Annotated in this window: 17 protein-coding genes and 1 pseudogene; 7 read left to right on the forward strand and 11 right to left on the reverse strand. The window is 73.1% G+C overall.

The window, feature by feature from the left end:
* Positions 1–450 precede the first annotated feature (450 nt).
* The gene (gene chvE / locus ABT147_RS20645; protein ID WP_351408103.1) at positions 451–1,530 is read left to right on the forward strand and encodes a multiple monosaccharide ABC transporter substrate-binding protein; all 1,080 of its coding nucleotides are present in this window, start codon (positions 451–453) and stop codon (positions 1,528–1,530) included.
* Between the two features lie 5 nt (positions 1,531–1,535).
* On the opposite strand, the gene ABT147_RS20650 is transcribed toward chvE, so the two are convergent.
* Both ABT147_RS20650 and ABT147_RS20655 read right to left on the reverse strand, forming a co-directional pair.
* Positions 1,536–2,180, reverse strand: a complete 645-nt coding sequence (locus ABT147_RS20650; protein WP_351408105.1) for a response regulator — start codon at positions 2,178–2,180, stop codon at positions 1,536–1,538.
* Positions 2,181–2,281: 101 nt separating this feature from the next.
* Entirely contained in the window at positions 2,282–4,327 is a 2,046-nt protein-coding gene (locus ABT147_RS20655) for an ATP-binding protein (protein ID WP_351408108.1), read from the reverse strand.
* 130 nt (positions 4,328–4,457) lie between these two features.
* Here ABT147_RS20655 and ABT147_RS20660 point away from each other — a divergent pair, with 130 nt between their 5' ends.
* Positions 4,458–5,564, forward strand: coding sequence for a CPBP family glutamic-type intramembrane protease (locus ABT147_RS20660; RefSeq protein ID WP_351408111.1), 1,107 nt, complete (start codon positions 4,458–4,460; stop codon positions 5,562–5,564).
* A gap of 32 nt (positions 5,565–5,596) precedes the next feature.
* Here ABT147_RS20660 and ABT147_RS20665 read toward each other — a convergent pair whose 3' ends face one another.
* The 4 genes and pseudogenes from ABT147_RS20665 to ABT147_RS47345 form a co-directional block, all read right to left on the reverse strand.
* Positions 5,597–10,795, reverse strand: coding sequence for a hypothetical protein (locus tag ABT147_RS20665; RefSeq protein ID WP_351408198.1), 5,199 nt, complete (start codon positions 10,793–10,795; stop codon positions 5,597–5,599).
* Positions 10,796–10,966: 171 nt separating this feature from the next.
* On the reverse strand, positions 10,967–11,626 hold the full coding sequence (locus ABT147_RS20670) for a response regulator transcription factor (protein ID WP_351408199.1): 660 nt from the start codon (positions 11,624–11,626) through the stop codon (positions 10,967–10,969).
* A 22-nt stretch (positions 11,627–11,648) separates the two neighbouring features.
* Positions 11,649–12,344, reverse strand: coding sequence for a sensor histidine kinase (locus tag ABT147_RS47340; protein ID WP_502983124.1), 696 nt, complete (start codon positions 12,342–12,344; stop codon positions 11,649–11,651).
* A pseudogene (locus ABT147_RS47345) lies at positions 12,318–12,848 on the reverse strand (sensor domain-containing protein); the annotation flags it as partial. The gene ABT147_RS47340 and the pseudogene ABT147_RS47345, both read right to left, overlap by 27 nt.
* Before the next feature lie 332 nt (positions 12,849–13,180).
* Here ABT147_RS47345 and ABT147_RS20680 point away from each other — a divergent pair.
* The 3 genes from ABT147_RS20680 to ABT147_RS47350 all read left to right on the forward strand — a co-directional run bounded on the left by ABT147_RS20680 (position 13,181) and on the right by ABT147_RS47350 (position 14,637).
* Positions 13,181–13,435, forward strand: coding sequence for a hypothetical protein (locus ABT147_RS20680; protein WP_351408114.1), 255 nt, complete (start codon positions 13,181–13,183; stop codon positions 13,433–13,435).
* 124 nt (positions 13,436–13,559) lie between these two features.
* On the forward strand, positions 13,560–14,507 hold the full coding sequence (locus ABT147_RS20685) for a CPBP family intramembrane glutamic endopeptidase (RefSeq protein WP_351408116.1): 948 nt from the start codon (positions 13,560–13,562) through the stop codon (positions 14,505–14,507).
* A gap of 16 nt (positions 14,508–14,523) precedes the next feature.
* Entirely contained in the window at positions 14,524–14,637 is a 114-nt protein-coding gene (locus ABT147_RS47350; RefSeq protein ID WP_502983125.1) for a DUF7144 family membrane protein, read from the forward strand.
* A gap of 35 nt (positions 14,638–14,672) precedes the next feature.
* On the opposite strand, the gene ABT147_RS20690 is transcribed toward ABT147_RS47350, so the two are convergent.
* From ABT147_RS20690 to ABT147_RS20705, 4 genes are all read right to left on the reverse strand, one after another.
* Complete coding sequence (locus tag ABT147_RS20690) at positions 14,673–15,068, reverse strand: hypothetical protein (RefSeq protein ID WP_351408118.1); 396 nt, start codon at positions 15,066–15,068, stop codon at positions 14,673–14,675.
* Between the two features lie 36 nt (positions 15,069–15,104).
* A complete protein-coding gene (locus tag ABT147_RS20695) occupies positions 15,105–16,802 on the reverse strand; it encodes a methyltransferase (RefSeq protein ID WP_351408120.1) in 1,698 nt (565 codons plus the stop codon).
* Positions 16,803–16,922: 120 nt separating this feature from the next.
* Complete coding sequence (locus tag ABT147_RS20700; protein ID WP_351408123.1) at positions 16,923–18,122, reverse strand: 4-hydroxybenzoate 3-monooxygenase; 1,200 nt, start codon at positions 18,120–18,122, stop codon at positions 16,923–16,925.
* A 159-nt stretch (positions 18,123–18,281) separates the two neighbouring features.
* The gene (locus ABT147_RS20705; protein WP_351408125.1) at positions 18,282–19,067 is read right to left on the reverse strand and encodes a sulfite exporter TauE/SafE family protein; all 786 of its coding nucleotides are present in this window, start codon (positions 19,065–19,067) and stop codon (positions 18,282–18,284) included.
* Positions 19,068–19,278: 211 nt separating this feature from the next.
* On the opposite strand from ABT147_RS20705, the gene ABT147_RS20710 reads away from it, so the two are divergent.
* Positions 19,279–19,737: a DUF6153 family protein gene (locus tag ABT147_RS20710; RefSeq protein WP_351408127.1), complete on the forward strand. Its 459-nt coding sequence runs from the start codon at positions 19,279–19,281 to the stop codon at positions 19,735–19,737.
* Between the two features lie 119 nt (positions 19,738–19,856).
* Entirely contained in the window at positions 19,857–20,504 is a 648-nt protein-coding gene (locus ABT147_RS20715) for a DUF305 domain-containing protein (RefSeq protein ID WP_351408129.1), read from the forward strand.
* A 144-nt stretch (positions 20,505–20,648) separates the two neighbouring features.
* Here ABT147_RS20715 and ABT147_RS20720 read toward each other — a convergent pair whose 3' ends face one another.
* Positions 20,649–22,184, reverse strand: a complete 1,536-nt coding sequence (locus ABT147_RS20720) for a fused MFS/spermidine synthase (RefSeq protein WP_351408131.1) — start codon at positions 22,182–22,184, stop codon at positions 20,649–20,651.
* Positions 22,185–22,381: the final 197 nt, after the last annotated feature.

Genomic DNA, 22,381 nt, shown 5'->3' on the forward strand with positions numbered 1-22,381 from the left:
CTATGAGGAGCCCCGGAGAGCCCAGGTCACGCCCGTCTTCCGTTCAGGACACCGCCGTGGCACGGCTGTGACACATCGGAACGGTGCCCAGCGGAGACCGGAGTGGTCATCAGCCACTTTCTGAAACTGATTGTGTTCGTTCCGTTGACACCCCGCACATCCGCTCCTAATGTCGCGCCCACATTCCGACCATGTGACGAGATTTCGAACGACGGGAAAGGCGAGCACCCTGCGTATCACCGGAATCAGCACACGTGGCCGGAACGCCGTGGCGCAGCCTGACCCACGTCCAGGTGTCCACCGGCAGAGGGATCGCGACGGCCGGCGGGACCCGGCTCGATTCGCGATGCTCCCGGGAACCATGGGGCCGCAGAGCGGATCCGCCGCGCCCCCCAGTGCTCACCTGAAGTTCGGTCTGTCTCGACGACGACAAGAACAGGGAACGATCACATGCCCAACCGAAGAGCCGCCCTCGCCGGTGCGGTCTCCCTCGCCCTCACCCTGTCCGCCTGCGGCGGCCAGAACAGCGAGGCCAGCTCCGAGCGCGGCACCATCGGCATCGCCATGCCCACCCGGGCGTCCGAGCGCTGGCTCACCGACGGCAAGAGCGTCGTCGCGGACCTGAAGGACAAGGGGTACAAGACCAAGCTGGTCTACGGCGACGACGACCCGAAGGCCCAGGTCGCGCAGATCGAGAAGCTGATCCAGCAGGGCGTCGACGCGCTGATCATCGCGGCCATCGACAACAAGTCGCTGAACGGCCCGCTCCAGAAGGCCGCCGCCGCGGACATTCCGGTGATCTCCTACGACCGGCTCATCCTCGGCACCAGGAACGTCGACTACTACGTCTCGTTCGACAACGAGCAGGTCGGCCGCCTCCAGGCCCGCCACATCATCGAGAAGCTCGGTCTGGAGAAGGGCAAGGGCCCGTTCACCATCGAGCTGTTCGCCGGTTCTCCCGACGACAACAACACCAAGTTCTTCTACGACGGCGCGATGCACCTCCTCCAGCCGTACCTGGACAGCAAGCAGTTGGTCGTCCCGTCCGGCGAGACGAAGCTCGACCAGATCACCACCCTGCGCTGGGACGGGCCGACCGCCGAGAAGCGCATGAAGCGGATCCTCGCCGAGTCGTACGGCAGCGAGGAGGTCGACGCGGTTCTCTCGCCGTACGACGGCATCTCCATCGGCGTCCTGAACGCGGTGAAGGCGGACGGCTACGGCACCGCCGCCAAGCCCCTGCCGGTCATCACCGGCCAGGACGCCGAACTGGCCTCGGTGAAGTCGATCATCGCGGGCGAGCAGTCGCAGACCGTCTTCAAGGACCTCCGCCAACTCGCCGAGGTCGCCGCGAACATGGCCGACGACATCCTCAACGGCGAGACGCCGGAGCTGAACAACAGGCGCGCCTACAAGAACGGGGTCAAGGCCGTGCCCGCCTATCTGCTCCAGCCGATCAGCGTCGACAAGGCCAACTACGAGTACGTGCTGGCCGTGAGCGACCTCTACTCCCCGGAAGACCTCAAGTAGCCGGGTCACGCCCCGCGCGGCCGGGTCAGCCCGGTGTCGTACGCGAAGATCGTGGCCTGGACCCGGTCGCGCAGGCCCAACTTGCGCAGCAGGGCGTTGACATGGGACTTCACGGTGCCCGTGGTCACCCCGAGCGTGTCCGCGATCTCGGCGTTGGCGAGGCCCGCCGCCACCAGCGTCAGGATCTCGCGCTCGCGCGGGGTGAGCGTGCCGAGGGGCGCGGGGTCCGGTGCCGGGGCGGAGTGCGCGAAGGTCTCGATCAGCCGGCGGGTGACGGCGGGGGCGAGGATGCCGTCCCCGGAGGCCACGGCCCGGATGCCGGTGAGCAGTTCGTCCGGCAGGGCGTCCTTGAGGAGGAACCCGGAGGCGCCCGCGCGCAGCGCGTCGTGGACGTACGCGTCCTGGTCGAACGTGGTCAGGACGAGGACGCGCGGGGCGTCGTCCCACGCGGTGAGCAGACGGGTGGCGGTCAGTCCGTCCATGCCGGGCATCCGGATGTCCATGAGGACGACATCGGGGGTGAGCCGCCGGGCCAGTTCCACGGCGTGGGCGCCGTCCCCGGCCTCGGCGACGACGGTGAGGTCGGGCTCCGCGTCGATGATGGCGGCGAACCCGGCACGGACCACGGCCTGGTCGTCGACCACCAGCACCCGGACAGCCGGATTCGTTCGGGCTTCGATGGGGGCACCCCTTCCTGGGACTTCGGCGGACTCATGGCTTCACGGGTTCACGGACTCAGAGGTTCAGGAACTCATGGCTTCACCAGGGGCTCGGCCGGTCCCGTTCCCGTTGTTCCTGCTGCTGCTGCTCCCGTTTCCGCCCCTTGTCTTAGCACGGCCAGCAGTTCGCGCATGGCGGCGAGGCCCGCTCTGGCCTGCTCCGTGACGCCGTCGAGGTCGCCGCGTTCGGCATGGACGACGACCTCGTTCGCGTGGCGCAGCACCGCCTGGCGCAGTTCGGCGGCGATGCGCTGCCGCTCCTCGTACGCCTCGACGACGGCGGACCACACCGCAGCCGACAGCGCGCTGTCCTCCTGCCGTGTGACGCGCTCGCGGCGCCGGCGGTGGAAGAGGCCCAGGCCCCAGACCCCGGCCATCGGCAGGGCCAGGAACAGGGCCAGGAAGAGGGTGAGGAAGACGGTGAAGAAGCCGAGGGACCAGGGGCCCGCGCCCGCCCCCTCGGTCTCGGGGGAGCCGCCGTCGAGGACGTCCAGGGTGACCGCCGTCGTCGCGAGACCGACCGCCACCAGCGGGAACGCCGGCCAGGTGCGGCCTGCGGGCCCCGCGAGGGCGGCCACCGCGTGCAGGGCGACACACTCCGCGCAGGCCCCCGCCACGGTCAGGGCCCAGGCCGCGTCCGACGGCAGCAGCCCGTGGGCCAGGGCGAGCGGCGGGAGCCAGGCACCGGCCAGCACCAGGAGGAGGACGGTCCAGGGGGCCTGCCGCCGCCACAGCAGGGGCAGGGCGTGGAGGACGGCGGGCAGACAGGCCGTGGCGAGGGCGGCGGGCCGCTCGATGAGGACGGCGACGACCGGGAGCGCGGCGACGGCGAGCACGGCCGCCGCATCCGTCGAACTCACGCGCGGGAGACGCGGGGTGCGGCGCGCCGCCGACGAGGGGCGGGGCAGCCGGGCCCGCACCGACCAGCCAGGAACGTCCGGACGAGGGCCCGATACGAAGGTGCCGCCGAGGCCGGCCGCCCGGTCCCGCATGCCCGCCGTACCCCGGCCGGAGCCGAGGCCCTGCCGCGCCGCCGGTACGCGGGTCGCCGTGTCGGCCCCCGCGCCTGCGTTCGCGCCGGGAGTCGCCGAGGCCGCTGCTCCGTCGTCCTCCACGAGGAGGTCCAGCGCCCCGTCGCCGTCCCGGAGCATGACGCGGACGGTGGCGCCGGGGGCGTACCGCAGGGAGTTGGTGAGGGCCTCGCGCACGATGCCGAACGCCGCCTCGGCCACCGGGCCCGTCAGGTCGGCGGGGGCGGGGGCCATGTCCAGGCTCACGCGCTGGCCCAACCGGACGAATCCGGCCGCGAGTTCGGCGACGCGCTCGTCGAGCGGGCTCTCCTCGTCGGCCGCCGAACTCCGCATCACCGTCACGAGCCGGTGCAGGGCCGCCACGGTCTCGCGCCCGCCGTCCGCCGCCAACCGCAGGGCGTCGGCGGTCAGTTCCGGTCTGCGGTCGCCGAGACGGCGTGCGGCCTCGGCGGTGACCACGACGGAGGTGAGGTGGTGCGCGCTGACGTCGTGCAGTTCGCGGGCGAGGCGGTCCCGTTCCGTGGTGGCGGCGGTGACCCGTACGGCCTCGGCCCGGGCCAACTCCCGTTCGGCGGCCTGTCGTCCGGCGAGCCACTGGCGGCGGCTGCGGCCCGCGCCCACGGTGCCCGCCAGGATCGCGAAGCTCACCAGGGCCTCACCGCCGATGTCGACCGGGGAGTCGTACACCACCAGGGATCTGAGCAGCCCCGTCGTGATCAGCACGGCCGCGACGAGGACGGCCGTCCGGCCCGGACGCCGTACCGCGACCGAGTACAGCGCGACCACGCCCGCCACGGCGGCGCCGAGCAGCGCCTCGTCCGGGGCGAGGGGCCCGGCGGTGAGCGTGGTGTCGATGGCGAGGGCCGAGGCGACCGGGTAGCGGCGGCGCATCCCCAGGACGGCGACGGCCGCCACGGTCACGGCGAGGCCCACGGCGAGGTGCGACGTCTCCACGGTCGCGCCGCGCAGCAGCGCGGACCCCGGCCAGAGGGCCAGCTGCGCGACCGCCAGCAGCACGGGCAGCAGCCAGTTCCGTAGATGACCCATGATGGCGCCGATCATACTTTCGGCCCGCTGCCGGGTCCGTTCTCCTGCCCGGTTCCCTAACCCGGGTTGGAGACGCCGATCGTGCGCAGGGCCGACGCGACGGCCGCCCACGGCCGGGATGCTGAAGCACATGACGACGACGCACCCCGCCGACGAGCCGCAGCCGCCGCAGCAGCCGTATCAGCCGCAGCCGCCGCAACAGCCCTATCAGCCACAGCAGTCGTACGAGCCGTATCCGTCGTACCAGCCGTATCCCTCGCAGCACCCGTATCAACCACAGGAGCCCTGGCAGCCCCCCGGGCCGCCCTGGGACCGGGCCGTGCCTCCGCCGGGGCCTCCGCTCCCGTACCACCGGCTGGCTCTGGGGACCGGAACCCATCGGTGGTGGCGGCCGTTGGCGGGGACCGGTGTGGTGTTCGGCGGCGCGATCGTGGTCATGCTGGTGGTGATCGTCGGCAGCGAGATCGCCGGGGCGGTGCTCGACCGTCCGCGCGACGCCGACGGCAACCTCGTCTGGGGCGGAACCGGCGACACCGCCCTGGCGCTGCTGTCCATCGCCCTGTGCATACCGGTGGTGTGGCTGGCCGCGCGCTGGACGCAGCGGCGTTCGCCGGGCACGGTGTCGTCGGTGGTGGGCGGGCTGCGGTGGCGTTGGCTGGGGCTGTGCCTCGCGGTGGCCCTGCCCGTGGTCGCGGCGACCCTGGGCCTCTCCCTGCTCCTGCCCTCCGCCGAGGACGGCATGCCGGAGGCGACCTGGGCCGGTCTGTCGCCGTTCCTGCTGGGCCTCGCGACGGTCTGCCTGCTGGTGCCGTTCCAGGCGGCGGCCGAGGAGTACGTGTTCCGTGGCTGGCTGACCCAGGCGGTCGGCGCCTGGTGCCGTTCACCGTGGATCGCGGTGACCCCGCAGGCGGTGCTGTTCGCCGCCGCGCACGGCTGGGGAACGCCCTGGGGATTCGCCGACCTGGTGGTGTTCGGCCTCATCACGGGCATGGTGACCATCCGTACGGGCGGACTCGAAGCGGCGATCGCCCTGCACGTCCTCAACAACCTCGTCCCCATGGGCATCCTGTCGGCGCTCGCCGGAGGCCTCGAAACCGACGAGACGGCCGCCGACATGGACTGGATGACACTGGCCGTCGACGTCCCCCTGGTCGCCCTCTACGCGGTCGCCGTCCTGTGGCTGGCCCGCCGCCGCGACCTCGCCCGCTCCTCGGGGAGCGTGAGCCCTCTCGGCTGACCGCGCGGCACGGTGGCCCCGGCGGCACCTGGTCAGAAGCCCAGTGGCGGGGGCGCCGTCCCGGCCGCCTTCCTCAGCCCCAAGTGGTCGTCCGGGTCCTGGAGTCGCGCCCCCTGGGCCGCCACCATGCGGCGGACGGCCGGCGCGGGCATGCGGATCACCACCGGCCGCCGCAGGGTCAGTTCCCGTACGGCGGTCCCGGTGCGGCCGGTGCGCACGCGGTCGGTGACCCGGGCCACCACCCGTACGTCCAGGGTGAACTGGACGAGGACCGACTCGGCCTTGGGCTTGTGCAGCGGCATCGTGCCGGAGGCGTTCACCGCCCCGTCGGCCGTGCCGCCCGCGCCGCCCGCGTTGCCCATCAGCTGGTTGAGGCGGAACTGGTCGGCGTTGAGCAGCCCCGCGCCCGCCAGACCGTACGCCGACCTGCCGTGGTCGGCGGAGCTCTGGCCGTCCGTCTGGGTGGGCCGGGGCGCGTCCAGACGGCTCTGGCCCACCGTCTCGAAGGTCATCTTGTCGCCCACGCCCAGGACTCGCCCGGCGCGCAGCCGCGCGTGCAGGGACGCGCTCAGGTCCTGGCCCGTGGCCCCGGAGGCGTGTACCGGCGGCAGCTCGGCACCGGCGGAGGTCAGCAGCGGCAGTGCCGCGATCAGCCACTCGGTGGAGACGGCCTCGTTCAGGGCGTACGCGGCTGCCTGGCCCTTCTCCCGGAAGCGGTCGCCGCCGCCCGCCGCGCGGACCGCGGTGTTGACCAACTCCCGTACCTGCGGGGCCCCTTGGAAGCCGTTGACCTGTGCTTCCATCGGCAGTTCCACACCTGCGGAGCGCCAGGCGCCGAGTCCGGCGGAGCGGTCGTCCTGCGGGCCGGGGGCGGGAGCGGAAGCAGGTCCGTTTCCGCGGGGCACGGTCACCTGGCTCAGGGCCGCGAGGTCCTTCTCCAGGACGCGGTGGGTCAGTGCCTGACGGCCCAGGGAGACGATCTCGATCCGGCGGCCGCCCCGGTGCAGTTCGAGGGTCGCCTCGATCGGTACCCGCATCTTCGTCGACTTCGCGGTCTTGGCCTCCGCGACCGTCTTCATACCGAGCTGGCCACGGCCGACGGTCCCGCTGCGCCGCGAGTCGCTCGACGCGCCGCCGATTCCCACCGAACCGCCCGTGCTCTTCAACTGCCCGAGCCCGCCGTCCGGTTTGCCGGAACCGGCGAACACGCCCTCCACGCCGGTCGTCACGCCTTCGTCGTGGGAGGAGCCCCGCTGGGCGACGGCCGCGGTGATGTACTCCATGTCCCGGCCGTCGCCCGCCGTGCCCTGGGGCGTGCCGTCGCCCAGGCGGTTGACCTTGAACACCGCCCAGTACGGAGTCCTGCGGCCGTCGAACAGCTCGACGGTGACCCCGCCGTCCATCGCGCCGGACAGCAGCCCGGCGGACCCGTCCCGGTCCAGGACCCGCAGCAGCCGCTGCACGTTGTCGTTGCGGTCCGCCAACTGCCGCCTGGGCAGCAGGTCGTCGGCGAGCGACTGCTGCCCGCTCCCCGTGAGGCGCGTACGCAGCCGCTCCAGCAGCGGCACGAAGTTCGGCAGGTTCTCGATCATGCCGAAGCCGAGGGGGAGCCCCCGGTCGAGGGACGGGCCCGGGCGGACCCGTGCGGCCGGAGGGCCGGCGACGCTCGTGCCGGTGGCGCCGGCCTGCTCCCGGGCCTCGCGCCCGGCGCCCGTCCGGGAACTCTCCGCCTTCGGCGCCGCCTGCCGGGAGGACGACGACGTCACGTCCGGGGACGACATCACGTCCTGATCGGCGTCGAGATCCGCGTCGAGCTTCAGCTGCCGCCGTATCGGCGCCGGCAGCTGCTCCTCCGTCAGCCACACCGCCGCCTCGGCCGGCAGGGTCCGGGCGGCCTTCGCCACATAGGGCCCGCCGCCGGTGACCTTGACCTCGGCGACCATGGTGACCAGCAGATCGCACCGGACCAGGTGGAGCGGCGCCTTCCGCGGGGTGTGGGCGTTGCGCTCGACGGTGCCGGACACGGCGGCGGACCGGGCGTCGCCCTGGCCCTTGGTGCGGCTCGCGGCCAGGCCCTGGGCGAGGCGCCACTCGGCGTCGTTCTCCGAGCCGAGGGCCCCGAACTGCGTCGTACGGGTGGTGCCATGGCCCCGCTGTCCGGCGGACTGGTGGCCGCCGAGCACGAAGGTCTCCGTACCGGGGCCCGCGCCGCTGTGCACGTACTTCGGGTTGGCCAGCGTCAGCCGGGTGCCGACCGCCCCGTTCAGCGCGGCGAGCCGGCGCGGATGGCGGAGGTTCTTCACCACCCACCCGGCGGACGCGGCCTGCCGCAGCGACGCCGTGATGGCCTGCGGGCTGAACCGCTCCTCGATCGCCAGCCGTGGGGCGAGCCCCTCCGTCCCCAGCGCGGGATCCTCGTCGGCGCCCTTGTTGCGGGCGGCGGCCCGGGACAGCAGCTGGAGGGCGAGGTCCCGGACGGCCTGTCCGTCGCCGACGGTCTCCACCAGCTGCCAGTCCCGCAGCGCCCGCCCGGTGGACGGCCGGGGGACGAGCGTGGCCAGGTCGCCGATGCCCTCGGCGGTGACCGCGTGCTCGGGCCCGGCGGCCTGCCCCCTGCGCTTCTCCGTCACCGAGTCGTGCCGCCGCTTCCCCTCCTCGTCGAGCGTGAACTCCGCCGGCGTGACGAGCCGTACGTCCTGCTCCTCCATGTGCAGCCCGCCCACGAGCTTCGCCTCGGGCGCGTCCTGGCCGGGGGAGCCGGGGGTGAGGCCGCGGGCGAGTTTGCGCTGCCGGGACGTCATGGTGACGTCCACGTCGAGGCGCAGGGCGGCCCCGAAGTTGGCGGCCTTCTCGGAGCCGTTGGTGAGGACGTCCGTACGGGTCGTGGGGCCGGCCTGGTTGCGACGGGTGCCGGAGCTGTGCCTCTCGTAGCGGGCCGAGGCGGCCAGGATGCCGGGGACCAGCCTGGCCTGTGCGAGGACCAGACCGCCGACCGACCGTGAACTGCCGCGTCCGCTCTGCGTGTTGCTGCCCACACCGGAGTGGCTGCGCACCAGCCAGTCGTCGGTGTCTCCCTGGTAGCCGGTCTCGCGGAGCGCGCCCTTGACCCGTATCAGTACGTCGTGCGCGTGCATCGTGGTCTTGCGGCGCAGCCGCACCCGGATGCCGGTGGACAGCAACTGGTCCTTGTTGACGCGGAGGTTGGTCTCCGACAGGGCGGCCATCAGCTCGCGGTGGTTGCGCCGCTGGACCTCGGCCTCCTCCTTGCCTGCGGGCGCGCCGGGCGGTGTCGCGCCGAAGGCGGGCAGATAGCCGGCCAGCCGGGGATCGGTCGCGAACAGCTCCTGTACGGCCTTCACCATGGGCCCCGTGTCGAGCTGGCTGAGCGCGACGCTGGAGCCCATGGCGCCGAAGGGGAGATGACGCTCGACGTCCACCTCGTTCCCGTGCTCGTCGGTCCGCTTCGGCTTCTCGATGAACTCCCCGGCCGTGACGCCCGGCGGCAACGGCAGCCCGAGGGAGTGCGCCTCGTCGGCCCGCAGGCTGACCCACACCTTCATCGCGTGCTCGGCGACCCGGGTGCCGGGATGCAGGATCATCTGCGCCGACCGGGGCCCCGTACCCTCCGCGGTGAACTTCACGGTCCCGAGGTAGAGCACCTTGTCGCCCCGGACCTCCGCGCCCTGCCGGCTCGACACGGTCTGCTCGGCCACGGTGAACCGCGCCTTGCGGGCCGCCGCGACCGGCATGGCCGTGGCCCGGACGACGGCGGCGTTCGCGGCGGCCCCGACGCCGACCGCCGGGCCCGCACCGGCCGCGACGGAGCGCCCCTTGCCCGCGCTCTCGGTGACCGTGTGCTGGGTCTGCTGATGGGTGCGCAGCTGGGTCCCGCCGGTGCCCCAGGCGGGCGACAGGCCGGTGATCGCGGCGCGCAGGCGGTAACTGCCCACGGTGCCACCGTCCTTGGACGGCAGGTCCTCCCCGACGACGCCGTCGCCCAGCAGCCGGGGCAGGTCCTCCAGGACGGCCGACGTGGACGTCGCCTCGTACAGCCGGGCGAGGCCGGGCGCGCCGGGCGCGGTGAGCGAGGGGTGCAGGACGGAGGCGACCGTGTCGAAGAGCCCGCCGCCGCCCTGGTGCGGGGCGGCCGTGTCGGTGACGGCGACCGGGGCCAGGGAGTCGGCGAGCGAGACGCGCCGGGCGGTGTCGGCCGGGACGGGCTGCGGTGCGCGGGGCTCCGGGGTGCCGGCCGGGACCAGGTGTTCGGTCGGTACGCGCTGGGTGAGGGTGCCGGAGCCGGCGAAGGTCCGCGCGTCCGCCCGGTCTCCGCGTTTCTGGATCCGTACGCCGTAGCGCACCTTGCGCGGCACCTCGACCGAGCCCTTGTCGCTGCGCAGCACGCGCGGTTCGGCCACGTTCCGCTGGCTGCGGGACTCCCGCGAGGACTGCCAGGGCTGCGCGTTGGCCATGCCCGCGGCGCCCGCCCAGAACCCGGGCGCGACGGGCGCGAGCCCGAACGCCATCCCGCCCAGGCCCTTGCTCGACGAACCCCCGGCGGTGGTCGTCACGGTGGCGGAGGTGTTGTGCTGGGCGTCGACCTTGGTCTCCTTGCCCTCCGCCTCGTCCACCTCGGCGAGCGGCGCCCCGTCCGGGTCCGGCACGGTGTTCGCGAGCGTGTCCCCGGGATGGAAGACCGGCGGCCGGTCGTCGGCGGCGGGGGAGACAGTGACGGTGACGTCGAACCACTCGTTGCCCCCCTCACCCCCCTTCGGGCCCTTGCCCTGGACGGCGAAGGCGCGGCCCCGCCCGAAGAACGACTCCGGCCGTCCGGCCAGTTCGGCGCCGAGGTCGGCGACCGTGCCGTCGCCGTGCCCGACGACGGCGGCCACCGCGTTCCGGACGAACTCGTGCCCGGTCAGCCCGTACGCCGTGGACAGCCCCGCGGCCTCCAGCCCCCTGAGATACGGCGGCAGGACGAGCCCCGGCTCGGTGCGCTCCTCGTCGATCCGGGGCGGCGGCGCGGAGAGTGGCTTCCGCCCGGCCGACGGCCTGGACATCCCGTCCCCGCGCCGCAGCGCCCGCGTGGTGGCCGCGTTCCCCGCGGTCCGCTGCAGGGCGAGCAGGGCGTGCGGGGGGAGGCCGGTTCCGGGCCCGGACGGTCCTCCGGTACGGGGTGTCCGGGAGCCCTCCTGAGAGGTGCCGCTTCTGCCGTCCCCTGTCTGCCGCTGCATCCGCACGGACTCAACCTACGCACGGCCGAGGCGGGTCCAGGGGTGTCCGCCGACTCCCGTCCCGTTCGTCGTTCCTGCCACATCAGTACGCCAACTCCCGTACATCCAGGGGTTGTTTACCCACTCGGTGGGGTGTGCGCCGATGCCGCCGGCGGAGGCCGTGCCACCCGCTCAGGCCGGCCGCCGTGGATCCTCCAGATACCGCAGGACCGCGGCGACCCGGCGGTCCACGCGGTCCGTCGGGGACAGGTCGAGCTTGGCGAAGATGCTGCGAATGTGTTTGTGGACGGCGCCCTCGGTGACGACGAGCCGTTCGGCGACGGCGGTGTTGCCGAGCCCCTCGGCCATCAGCGCGAGGACGTCCCGTTCGCGGGGGCTGAGCCGGTCGAGGCGGGTGTCCTGGTGGGAGCGGGTGAAGAGCTGGGCGACGACCTCGGGGTCGATGGCGGTGCCCCCGGCCGCCACCCGGTGCAGGGCGTCGAGGAACTCCTCCACCCTGCCCACGCGCTCCTTGAGCAGATAGCCGAGGCCGCTCACACCGCCGGTGAGCAGCTCGGTGGCGAAGGACCGCTCGACGTACGCGGACAGCACCAGGACGGCCAGGTCGGGGCGTCGGCGCCGGGCCTCGACCGCCGTGACGATCCCCTCGTCCGTGTGGGTCGGCGGCATCCGTACGTCGAGGATGGCGACGTCCGGCTTGTGCGCGTCGACGGCGGCCAGAGCCTCGTCGGGGGTGCCCGCGGTGGCCACCACGTCGAGGCCCTCGGCGCGCAGCAGCAGGGCGAGGCCCTCGCGCAGCAGGGCGTCGTCCTCGGCGATCACGATCCGCAGGTCACGGTCCACGGTCCGCATGTCACGTTCCACAGGGCAGGTCCACCTTCAGGGTCGTCGGGCCGCCGGGCGGGCTGGCCAGGGAGAGGGTGCCGTCGTGCGCCGCGATCCGGCGGCGGATGCCGGTGAGTCCGGAGCCGCCCTCCTCGTCGGCTCCGCCCCGGCCGTCGTCCTCGACGCACAGGTGGAGACGCCCGCCGCGGCTGCGTACGGTGACGGTGGCGCTCGCGGCGCCGCTGTGCTTGGCGATGTTGGTGAGGGCCTCGGCCACGACGAAGTAGGCGGTCGCCTCGACGGAGGCGGCACACCGTTCGGGTACCTCCACGTCGATCCGGCAGGGCACCGCGCAGTGCGCGGCGAGCCCCGAGAGCGCGCCGGACAGACCGAGGTCCAGCACCGGGGGCAGGATGCTCCGGGAGACCGTGCGCAGCTCCGCGAGGGCCTGCTCGGCGGCGGACTGGGCGCGTTCGAGGAGTTCGTCGGCGCCCGCCGGGTCGCGGGCCACCATGCGGCGGGCGGCGCCGAGCAGGACGGTGACGGACACGATCCGGTTCTGGGTGCCGTCGTGCAGGGAGCGCTCGATCCGGCGCAGTTCGGTGGCGTGGGCGTCCAGGGCGGCGGCCCGGGTGGCGGTGAGTTCGGCGACGCGCAGCGACAGATCCGTCTCCGGCCCGGCGGCGAGGAGCAGGCGTCCGGGCCGGGCCTGCGCACGGGCCATGCCGGGGCCGAGCCCCAGGATGATCGCGATCCAGCCCACGCCGAGCACGGCCACGGCGAGCGCGTCCGGCCAGGAGTGCGCGTCGCCGATCCCCACGGACGTGGCCGTCGTGTCGTCGGGCATGAGCTTCCAGTACAGCGGGAAGAGGCTGTCGCGCACGGCGACGACCGGCAGGAGCACACCGAGGAGCCCCAGCGCGAACCCCCCGGTGGTGTGCCGGGCCAGCCAGCGCAGCTCCCGTCGCGTGGTGGGGTCGACGAGGGCGAGCCGCAGCCGGGTCGGCGGAGGTTCCGGGGCGACGACCTCGGGACCCCGGCGGCCGAGCCGGTCGCGCTCCCGGCCGGCCAGGGCGTGCAGCGCGCCCAGGACCGCGGGCGCCATGAGCAGCCCCACCCCGGCCAGGCTCGTCACGGCGGTGACGGCCAGCCAGAGCAGCAGGAGCAGCGCCAGGAAGGCCGTACCGAGCCCGGAGACGAGCTGCGCGAGCGCCTCGCCGGCCGCGCGGGTGGTCCGTACGACGGTGTCCCTGAGGCCCACCCGCCGGCCACCGGTTGCGGAGTCCCGCGGACCGTCCCGCCGGCCGTCCCGCCCGCTGTCCTGTTGGACCGTCATCCGCCCACCCCCCTGCCGCGCGCACACCCTTCCGCTGTCGCGAACGACCTTATGCCGCCCGTCGGTTCACCGTCGGACGAGTGCCGGAGTACCGCCTGAGGTACAGCCTGCTGTACCTCGAACCGGGCGGGCTGCGGGATCGGCCGGCGGGGGTGCCGATCCGTAGTTTCGGTGATGTCAGCCGGAGCCCCGGACCCACCGCCCAGCAGCACGGGAGAAGCCCCATGGCGACCACCGACCCCTACCGCCTCCGCGCCCCCGCCGACGGCCCGCACGGCACGTACGGCGCCTCGGCGCCCGCCCTCCCCCGCGGGGAGGTCGTCCGTACGCTGCTCTGGATCCTGGTCGTGGTCAGCGCGGTCGCCAACACGGTGGCCACCTACGCCGAGGCGGCCACCTGGGTGCATCTGACCTGCGGCGTGGTCTCCCTCTTCGGCGTGGTCACCCTCGCCGTGCGTCATCTGCGGGGCCGTCGTTGAACGCCGCCTTCTCCCCTCATGCGCTGAACACGTCACGTCAGCCAGGTTCCGGCACGGCCGGAGACCTCTTCCGGCGCGGCTTCGCACACAGCTTCCGACCGCTTCCGAAGGGACACCGACCGCGGTGAGCAGCATCCAAGCCCCCGCCAGCGACGAGACCCGACCGGCCCCCACGGGCCCCGACGACGGCACCGGCCTGCGCGCCGGCATCCGCCGCCGCCCCCTGACCTGGTTCTTCTCGCTGGCCTACCTGCTGAGTTGGACCGCGTGGACGCCGTACGTCCTGTCCGAGAACGGCCTGGGAGTCTGGCACTTCTCCTTCCCCGGGAACGACGTCAGCACCCAGCTCCTCGGCGTCCTGCCCGGCGCCTACCTCGGCCCGATCGTGTCGGCACTCCTGGTGACCGGCGCCACCGAGGGACGCCGGGGGCTACGGGCGTGGCGCTGCCGGATGACCAAGTTCAAGGTCAGCTGGCGCTGGTACGCCGTGGTGCTGCTCGCGGTGCCCGCCGCGCTGACGCTCGCCTCGGCCGCGCTGGCCGACCGCGCCCCCGCGATGCCGCCCGTCATGGTGCTGGCCGCGTTCCTGCCCGGCCTGCTCGTGCAGATGATCACCACCGGCCTCGCCGAGGAGCCAGGCTGGCGCGAGTTCGCCATGCCCCGCCTGCAGCGCCGCTACGGCCCGCTGCTCGGCACCCTCGTCGTCGGTCCGCTGTGGGGCGCCTGGCACCTCCCGCTGTTCCTGACCGAGTGGGGCAACTGGCCGCACGCGTCCTGGACCATGCCGCTGGAGTTCATCGTCACCGCGATCGCCTTCAGCTTCGTCATGACCTGGGTGTTCAACCGCACCGGCGAGAGCCTGCCGATGGCCATGCTGCTGCACTGCGGCGTCAACAACTACCTCTCCCTCGCCTGGACCGACATGTTCCCCACGCTGTCCCGCGAGGACGCCGCGCACGCCTTCCTCCTCAGCGCCACGACCGCGGCCCTCATCCTCCTGATCACCACCCGCGGCCGACTGGGCTGCCCCCCGGCCCACGACACCCCCGCACTGCGGGGCGGGACGACCTGACCTCGGCGCCAGCTTCCTGTGGGTGCCGTACTACCCGCTGTGGGCCCTGGCGCTGGTCGCCGTCAACATCTTCATCGTCTGGGCGCTGTGCAGGGGCATGCACAGGGAGGCCGACGACAGACACACATGACGTGATGCGAACGCTTGGTGGTGGTGCCGTCCGGGTCAGGTCTCGTGGACGCGGAGCGCGCCGCAGATCACGAAGCCGTATCCCGACCCGCCCGATCCGTCCCATCCGTTCGTCGACCCGTCCGAGATGAGCAGCGTGGTGAATTTGGACCGATGTCTGTCCGGGATGTGCACGAACTCGTCGATGCCGGTGGTGGCTCTGACCGTGTCCGGGGCGGGGGAGATCAGGAGTTCGGGGTAGTGGGACTTCAGCTTCATGCCCAGGACGTTCAGGAACTCGATCTCCACCCGCCCGTCCGGTCCGCCACCCAGGCACGTCCGCAGCACGAGGCGGCGATGGGACACCTCGTAGGACCAGAGCTGGAAGGGACGCTTGATGTGGAGAGGGAGTTTCCCTTCCGGGCCCGCGCCTCGCGGTTGCACAGTGGTCACCCTACGAAGGAACGGGCAACGACGTCCCCGTGTTCCTCACGCCGATGCGGACCGGGCCTTCCGGACGTGCAGCACATGGCCGTCCAGGGGCAGCGGTGTCCGGTTCACCAGGGTGAGGGCGGCGTCGGCGAACAGCCTCTCGTAGTGGCCGGCTTGGCGTTCGCGGCCGCCGACGTTGCACATCATGTGGACGTCCCAGGCGGTCGCCAGCGAGGCCGAGCCGTCGGAGGGCAGGACGCGTTCGACGACGAGCAGATCGGCGTGGTCGGGCATCGCGCGGGCGCAGTGGCGCAGGATCTCCCGGCAGCGCTCGTCGTCCCAGTCGTGCAGGACGCGGGACAGGACGTAGACGTCACCGCCCGCCGGTACGTCCGCGAAGTCGCCGGCCACGAAGGCGCATCGCGTGCCGTGGCCGGCCTCCTCCAGCCGCAGGCGCGCGGCTTCGACGGCGTGCGGTCGCTCCAGCAGGACCCCGTTCAGCCGCGGGTGCGCGGCGAGGACGCGGCCGAGCAACTCCCCGTTGCCGCCCGCGACATCGACCACCGTGGCCCCGGCGGGTTTCTCGGCCGCCGCCGTGAGCGCCGGATGCGTGGGGACCGGGTCGAACATGGCGGACCCGGCGGCCATGGACCGGTCGAAGAGTTCCGCGAGGTGGGGGTCGCGGGCGAAGTGGTCGAAGTGGTTCTCGCCGAAGAGGTGCTCGAAGGCGACCTCGCCCGTGCGCACGGTGTGCCCGAGGCCGGCGAAGGACTCGTAGAACGGCCCGCCGTACATCAGCGCCAGCGCCCGCATCGACCCCGGGGAGCCGTCGCGCAGGAGTGCGCCCACCTCGGTGAGCCGGAAACCGTCGCGGCCCTCCGCCACCACCCCCAGCATCACGAGATAGCGCAGCAGCGTCGCCAGATTCCGTGGCCGCGCGCCGACCTCCCGTGCCAGTTCCCCGACCTCGACCCCACGCTCGCCGTCCATGGCGTCCGGTACCCGGAGCTGGGCGAACGTGGCCAGCGCCTGGGTCGTCCACGCCCCGGTCAGCAGGCGCAGGAGCGTTTCGGCGGGCTGCCGGGCGCGATGCTCGGCGAGATGGGCGTCGAGCACGTCACGGTGGTCGCCGGGAACGTACAGCTCCACGCGCCGGTATCCGACCTTGGCCTCGGCGGGCGCGCCGAAGTAGAAGACCGTGCCGTTCTCGTGCGGGTTGTAGCCGCCGCCGTCCGGAGTGGCCCCGTACCGCGCGAAGGTCGCGCACAGGCCGCGCAGCACCAGCGGGTTGGGCGATACGACGTCGAAGGCGACGTGTGTCTCGTGCTGCCGCTCACGCTCGTACGCGGCGATCGTGTCCAGGCCCGACCCCGGCGGCACGGTCAGCGCGAACACCTCGACCGTACGGTGCGCCCCGTCCGCGCCGGCCACCGAGGGACGCAGGATGCCGACGTCCAGCTCGGCCGCCCGTCGCCGATGCCGTACGGCCAGCCGTTCGCGTACGACCACACTCGGCCGGGGCGGCAGGGCCGCGACGAGCCCGCAGTCGTCGACCATGGCGCTCAACTCCGCCTCGTCCGACGGGAAGACGAGCAGCGCGGCATGGGAGAAGCGGCAGTGCTCCACGAGGGTGTGCAGCTCAGGACCGTCCAGACCGGGGAACAGGAGCGGGAGCAGGGTGACGGTGTCCTGCTCCTTGACGAAGTCGACCGTGGCGAGCAGGCGGGACGTGTCACTCGACAACGTCGAGATCATTGCGGGGTCCTCATTCGGATCTGAGACGAAACAGGCAGGGCTTGAGAAAGCGGAAGAAAAGGGGCTGTCAGGCAGGTAAGTGGGTGAAAGGGGAGAGGGGGAGGAAGGAGGGCGTGGGCCTCATACGCCGACGTAGTGCTCGGCGAACCAGTCCTGGTGGCTGCGCGAGGTACGCAGCGACGTGAGGCGGGAGTGCCGCAGGGAGTCGTGGAACAGTGACGTCTCGTCCGAGCCGGACGGGCCGTGCAGCAACCGGATCATCCAGTGCGAGAACTCCTGCGCCCGCCAGATGTACGCCAGGCACCGCGCGGAGTAGGCGTCGAGCCCCTTGGAGTCGTGGTGGGTGATGGCGTCGGTCAGGGCGTCGGCGAGGATCTCCGCCTCCAGGACCGCGAGATTGGCGCCCTTCGCCGCGGACGGGCTGACGAGGGCGGCGGCGTCGCCCACCAGGAACAGCGAACCGTGCCGCAGGGGTTCGAGTACGTCGGACTCCAGGTCGACGACGGCTCGCTGGACGACACGGCCGCGGTGCAGCGGGCCGTACTCCGTCGCCCGCATCCGTAGATTCAGCTCGTCCCAGATCCGGTCCTCGGACCAGGCGTCGGCCGGGGTGCCGCGCTCGCACTGCACGTAGTAGCGGGTGATCTCGCTGGTGCGCGCCATGTGCCCGGCGAAACCGCGCTCGTGGACCGCGTACCCGACGGCGTCCAGACTGGGCGGCGCCTCGGCGAGCAGCCCGAGCCAGGTCACGCCGTGGTCGCAGTGGTGCCGGCGCACCGAGTCGGCCGGCAGTGAACGCCGGGCCGCGCCGTGCCGTCCGTCGCACCCGGCCACGTACCGCGCCCGCCAGACGCCGGGTCGCCCGTCCGCCTCGCGCACGGTCACCGAGGGCCGGTCGGTGTCGGTGTCGCGGACGGCCACCGCCTCGGTGGTGAAGTCGACCCGTCCGCCGGCGGCCAGGAACCGCGTCAACAGGTCGGTGACCAGCCGCTGTTGGGGATACACGGTGTGCCGCTCACCGTGCCCGAGCCCGCTGTAGTCCAGCCGGAACCGGCCGTCCACGGTGCGGAACTCGCAGGTGCTGTGGGCCTGTCCGTGCCGGCGCAGCCCCTCGGCGAGCCCGTGCCGCTCCAGGATCCGTACGGTGTCGGCCGCCAGGAACCCGGCGCGCGCCCGCGTCTGGATGTGCGCGCGCTCGGCGCGTTCCAGGATGACGCAGTCGATCCCGCTGTTCTGAAGGAGATTGCCGAGCACGAGCCCGGCCGGTCCGGCGCCGAGGACGACCACGTCGGTTGCTCTGCGGGTCTGCCTGTCTGTCACGAGACGAGATAGTAGGTTCCGCAAAGTGGCTTACAGGACGAAAATCACCTGAACGGGGAGAGCGGTAGCAGTGAGGTGGGGGCGTGAGGGCCGGAGCGGCGCGCCGCCCTGGTGCACGTGCACGCTGCCCCGGTGCCGGAGGTGCCCTGCGGGGCGGGTTCAGCTCAAGGTCTGGGCGGCGTACAGGGCGCCGACGGCTGCGGCGAGGGTGCCGAGCAGGAGGCGCAGGGCCCGTTCGGGCAGGCGGGGTTGGAGACGGGCGCCGAGGTAGCCGCCGATCAGTCCGCCGGTGCCGCAGGCGAGGCCGAGCCACCAGTCGGGGGCGACGTCTCCGGAACCGACCAGCGACAGCAGCGCGTACGCGGCGGCGCCGACCAGGGAGGTGGCGAACGTCGCGGCGAGCGCGGCCGGGGCGACGCGCGCCACGGGCAGACCGCGTCCGACGAGGATCGGGCCGAGGAGGGAGCCGCCCCCGATGCCGTAGATGCCGCCGACCACGCCGACCGCCAGGGCGAGGCCGGTGAGGGTGCGTGGGGGCAACTCGCCCGGCGGCGACGGCTGTCGGTGTGAGGGGGCGAGGGCGCGCCGGCACAGCCACAGCCCCAGGGGCAGGAGCAGGACGGCGATCAGGAGCCGGAAGACGGTCGGGCCGGGAAGGGCGAAGACACGGATGACGGCACCGACGACGACACCCGGCAGCGTGCCCAGCACCAGACGCCGGGTGAGGTCGCCGCGCAGGGCGCCGTCGCGGCGGTAGCGCCACAGGGCGCCGGGCCCGGCGACGACGTTGAAGAGCAGATTCGTCGGAGTGACCGCCGGGTTGGGCACCCCGAAGACACTCAGCTGCACCGGGAGGAGGAACACCGCCCCGGACACACCGACCGGAGCGGTCACGGCAGCGATCAGCAGCCCGGCGGCGAGACCTCCCGCCCATGTCCACTCCACCGCCGCCCCCGCTCGTCGATCGCCCGGCCAGTATCGGAGCACCGGACGGTCGCGGGGGCGCCCGCAACGAGATGTTCATGAGCGGTGGGCCCAGGGGACTTTGACCGGGCATGGGGGGCGGGCACAGCGCGGGGCACCGGGACGGCGGGGCATCGGGGCGCATCGCACGGTGGGGCCCCTCGCACGATGGGCGCACCCGTACGATGTCGGCATGACCGGCAGCCCCCGTACGAGCCACCGCCCCGCCGGGCGGCTCTTCGTGCTGCTGGTGCTGGCCGTACTGACCGGAGTCCTGGGCATGCACGCCCTGCCTCCCGGCGCGGCACCGACGCCCGAGCACGCCATGGCCGACGACACGGGCGGCATGGCCAGGGGTTTGGCCGTGGCCGCGGGCGTGGGCGTGGGCGTGAACACGGCCCACAGTCCTGCCAAGGAGCAGGCGAGCGCGGTGTGTTCGCACGACGACGGCGGTTCCGGGCACCTCGCGCACGCGGACGGTATGTGTGCGGCGGCGGGCATCGGCTCCGCGTACACGCCGCCCGTGCCGGCCGACGGTCTGCCCGATCCCGACGCCCCGGCCGCCGCCGGCGCCGTGAGCGCCGTACCCGTGTCAGGTGTGCGGGGAAGACCGCCACCCGACCTCTCCGAACTGCAACTCCTGCGGATCTAGAGCGACCCGCACGGCACCCACGTATGCCCTGACCAGGGCGGGTGTCGTGCTGTCGGTCGCTCCCACATTCCTCTGATCCCGCGCGCCGAGACGGGCGCGCGTGAAGGAGTTGCATCAGCATGACCAGCAAGCGTTCCCTGCCCCGCCGCGCCGCCGCCGTGGCCGCCGCGTGTACCGCCGCTCTCGTACTGGCCGCCTGTGGCGGAGGCGACGACGGCTCGGCCGGGCACGACACCCACGGAGGCTCGTCCCCGTCCGCCTCGGCGTCCGCCTCCGCCTCCGCCTCGGCCTCGAAGGGGCGGCACAACGCCGCCGACATCGCCTTCGCCCAGGGGATGATCCCCCACCACCGCCAGGCGCTGGAGATGGCCGAACTGGCGCCCGGCCGGGCGAAGTCGGCCGAGGTGAAGAAGCTCGCCGAGGCCATCGAGAAGGCTCAGGACCCGGAGATCAGGACGTTGTCCGGCTGGCTGACCACCTGGGGCGAGGACGTGCCGGCGGAAGGGACCACGGACCACTCGTCCACGCACGGCGCGGCCGGGATGATGACCGCCGAGGACATGGAGGAACTTCGGAAGGCGTCGGGCAGCGCGTTCGACACCGCCTTCATGGAGATGATGATCGAGCACCACGAGGGCGCCGTCGCCATGGCCGAGACGGAGCGGGCCGACGGTTCCTACGCGCCCGCCAAGAAGATGGCCGGCCAGATCATCAGCTCCCAGACGGCCGAGATCGACCGGATGAACGAGCTGCTCGGCAAGAACTGACAAGCCTGACGAACCTGACAGGAGCACCCTCTGGTGGCGGCCGCCCGCCCCGGAGGGTGCTCCCTCCGCCGGACCGGTGGTGCCTCCGCCGGACCGGTGGTGCCTCCGCCGGACCCCGGCAGGAGGACCCGGGCGGATGTCAGGTCACGCGCCGCCCCGCGTGCTCGACGGCTGGAGGAGCTGGTCGACGGGCGCGTAGTCGTCGGTGAGCGGCCGGGCGTCGCCGATCCAGGAGGTGAGGCCGGCGCCGGTGGCGATCTTCCAGCCGGTTCGCCGGGCGTCCAGCGCCTCCTGGGCCGCGCGCAGGTCGACGGGGCGGTCGGAGGCGAGGAGCACCAGGTTGCCGCCCGAGGGGGTGGCGGTCGGGTCGAGGCCGATGTCGACGGGGTCGCCGAGGAGGGCGACATGGTCGAAGGTCTCGGCGAGGGTGGCCGCTTCGGCACGCGCGAAGTCCAGCCCGCCGTGGTCGATGAGGTTGGCGACGTACAGGCCGTCCTCGTCGAGCACCCGCCGTACGTCGGTCATCGCCTCCACCGTGGTGAGGTGCCACGGCACGCTGACGCCCCCGAAGGCGTCGCCGACGACGAGGTCACGACTGCCGGTGTCCAGCCGCCGCAGACCGAGCCTGCCGTCCTCGGCGCGTACGGCGATACCGGCTTCCGCGCGCAGACCGAGCCGCTCGCGGTCGATGCGTACGACCCCGCTGTCGATCTCGGACACGAGGCTGCGCGTCCCGGGCCTGGTGGCCGCGAGGTAACGGGGGAGGGTGAGGCCGCCGCCGCCCACGTGGTGGGCGGCCAGTGGCTCGCCCTCGGGGAAGGCAGTGTCGGCCACCGACGCGATGGCGCGCACATACGTGAACTCCAGGAAGGTCGGGTCGTCGAGGTCGACGTAGGAGTGCCGCAGGCCGTCCAGGACGAGCGTACGGCCGCTGTCCCGGTCGGGGTCGGTGACGACCCGTGCGCAGTGGTATCTGGTCTCCGCGTCGCAGCCGCCGGGCGCGACCGTGGTGGCGAGGCCGCCGGCGACGACCACGAGGGTGAGGGCCGGGGTGCCGCTCCACCCGCGTGTGCGCCACTCGACCAGCGCCGAGCCGGCCACCAGCAGGATGCCGAGGCCGATCAGGATGCCGCTGACCGGCAGCCGTGACACGAGGACGAACCCGGTGAGGACGGTGCCGACGATGGCGCCGACGGTGCCGACACCGGACAGCCGGCCGACGACCGTCCCGGTCTCGGAGAGGCTGGTCAGACGCAGCTTCGTCACGATCGGCGTCACCGCGGAGAGCAGCGCGCCCGGCACGAGGATGGTCAGCGACGCGATCAGCAGCAGCATCGCCGGTGCCCACTCCGCGGTGGTGCGCAGCATGGCGGGGGTGAGCGCCACGACCGCTCCCGACACCCCGAGCGAGGGGCCGAGGAGCCGACGCGGATCGACCTGGTCGGCGAGGAGCCCACCGAGCCAGGAGCCGATGGCGATCGCGGTGAGGGCGATGCCGATCACCAACGTGCTGGTTTCGAGAGTGAGGCCGAGGTAGGGGGCCAGCAGCCTCAGCGCGACGATCTCGACCACCAGGACCGCGGCCGAGGACCCGAACACGAGCGCGGCGGCGGCACGGGAACCCAGGCCGTTGCCACGAGGTGTGCCCTCGGCGACGGGTGAGGACGACGATCCGGTCACGGCCGACATCCTCGCACGCGACCTGACGGCCGGACAGCACCGCGAAATCCTCACCGGGGCCGCCGGGTTGACGGTTCGCGCAGCTGGAGTCACACCGGGAAGGGCGGCGGCCGACGCCCCGGATGCACCCCGTCCGCCGTACCGTCCGGCAAGGCCGCTCGGAAGGCCGTCTCCGCACGCCGCTCGGAAGGCCGCCT

This window comes from Streptomyces sp. NPDC001868, from assembly GCF_040297125.1.
Lineage (GTDB): Bacteria > Actinomycetota > Actinomycetes > Streptomycetales > Streptomycetaceae > Streptomyces.